1 protein-coding gene is annotated in these 1389 nt (G+C 39.6%); it reads right to left on the bottom strand.

The window, feature by feature from the left end; translation table 11 throughout:
* Positions 1-269: 269 nt before the first annotated feature.
* Positions 270-1307, bottom strand: coding sequence for an IS110 family RNA-guided transposase (locus AC27I2_RS19635; RefSeq protein WP_487205256.1), 1038 nt, complete (start codon positions 1305-1307; stop codon positions 270-272).
* Between the last annotated feature and the right edge of the window lie 82 nt (positions 1308-1389).

The raw sequence follows: 1389 nt of genomic DNA, 5'->3' as shown, positions 1-1389 counted from the left end.
TAAGCATCATTGATGATTAATTAAGGCCCTTAGCTTTCGCCTCAGTCATCGTTTAGTACCAATGTCAGTCCAGTTTTGGCAGCATTCTCACGCTACTCAATAACAAATCTGTGGTTTATGTTTTTTACATAACCAACCCTGTGTGGCTCAGACAGTGGGCATACCCAACATTTAAATAAGAGCGGTTAACGTGCAGGCTCAATCAGATCTGATGGTTTTACCAACCCCGTTTTTAACTCAGCACGTTAACCTAATTCGTTTTATGGTCGTTAAGAAAAAGCCTTGTGTTCATCAAATGGGACGTTGTCTTTCAGCACGTAGTAACACGCTCTTGCCAGTTTATGTGCAACGGTTTTAATCGCGATAACTTGATTTGTTTTAGCTAACTTGCGTTGATAATACTTTTTAATTGTTGGGTTATACCGAATGGCAAAGTTAGCGGCCTCAGTAAACGCCCACGCTAAGTAACGATTACCATTCTTTTGATTTGTAGCGCCTTTCTTCTTCCCATTGCTGTATTTTGCACCTTTAACGCAGCGACAATAGGAGGAGAAATTACCTGGGCTATCAAAACGTTTAATAGTGCCTGTTTCTAACATAATGGTCAGTGCTAACGTATTCCCAATCCCATCGATACTGGTTAGGTCTATAAACTCAGGGGAGAGCGATGTTTGTTGTAAAATAGCACTCTCTATTGCGTTGATTTGCTGTTGAGCACAGCGTATTAATGAAAGGTTAGAAATGACCGACAGTGCTGTATTCGTTGAGCTGAAATCGGTGTGTACTTGCTCAACATTGACGCCTTTTCTGATAGCGGCCATTTGTTTGATTTTGTTGCTACTGAGCTTGTATCCAAGATGACGCATGTAACAACTTTGCACTGATAATAAGTTTTTAGTGGACTGTTGAACAATGTCCATTCGTTTACGCATTAAGTCGCGAACAGCCCTGAGCTCTCGAGGATAAATATAGCCCTCAGGCAGAATGTTTAGACGTAGCATTTCAGCTAACCAACACGCATCACTGTGGTCATCAGCATGCTTTAAGCCTGAATACTGTTTAATTGCAGCGGGGTTTGCTAAGTGAAGTTTAAACCCATCATCCATTAAAGCATCGACTAACCAATACCAGTTAAAAGTTGATTCAACAACAAGTCCTTTTAAATTGTCTTTATAAGGACTGAGAAAAGATAAAATGACAGACATGTCATTATTTAAACGCTTAGCGGTAAGCGTTTCACCGTGTTCATTAATGATAGCAATAACACTATTATTTGAATGCAAGTCAATTCCACCATATAGTTTCATACTAAGCTCCTCGTGATGCTGTTTATGTTTTGAACAACACAACTGTATCGAAAAACTCGAGGAGCTTTCTATATGATTATCA

The organism is Pseudoalteromonas sp. NH0006-46, assembly GCF_057547735.1.
This window is presented reverse-complemented; position numbering and strand designations above follow the sequence as displayed.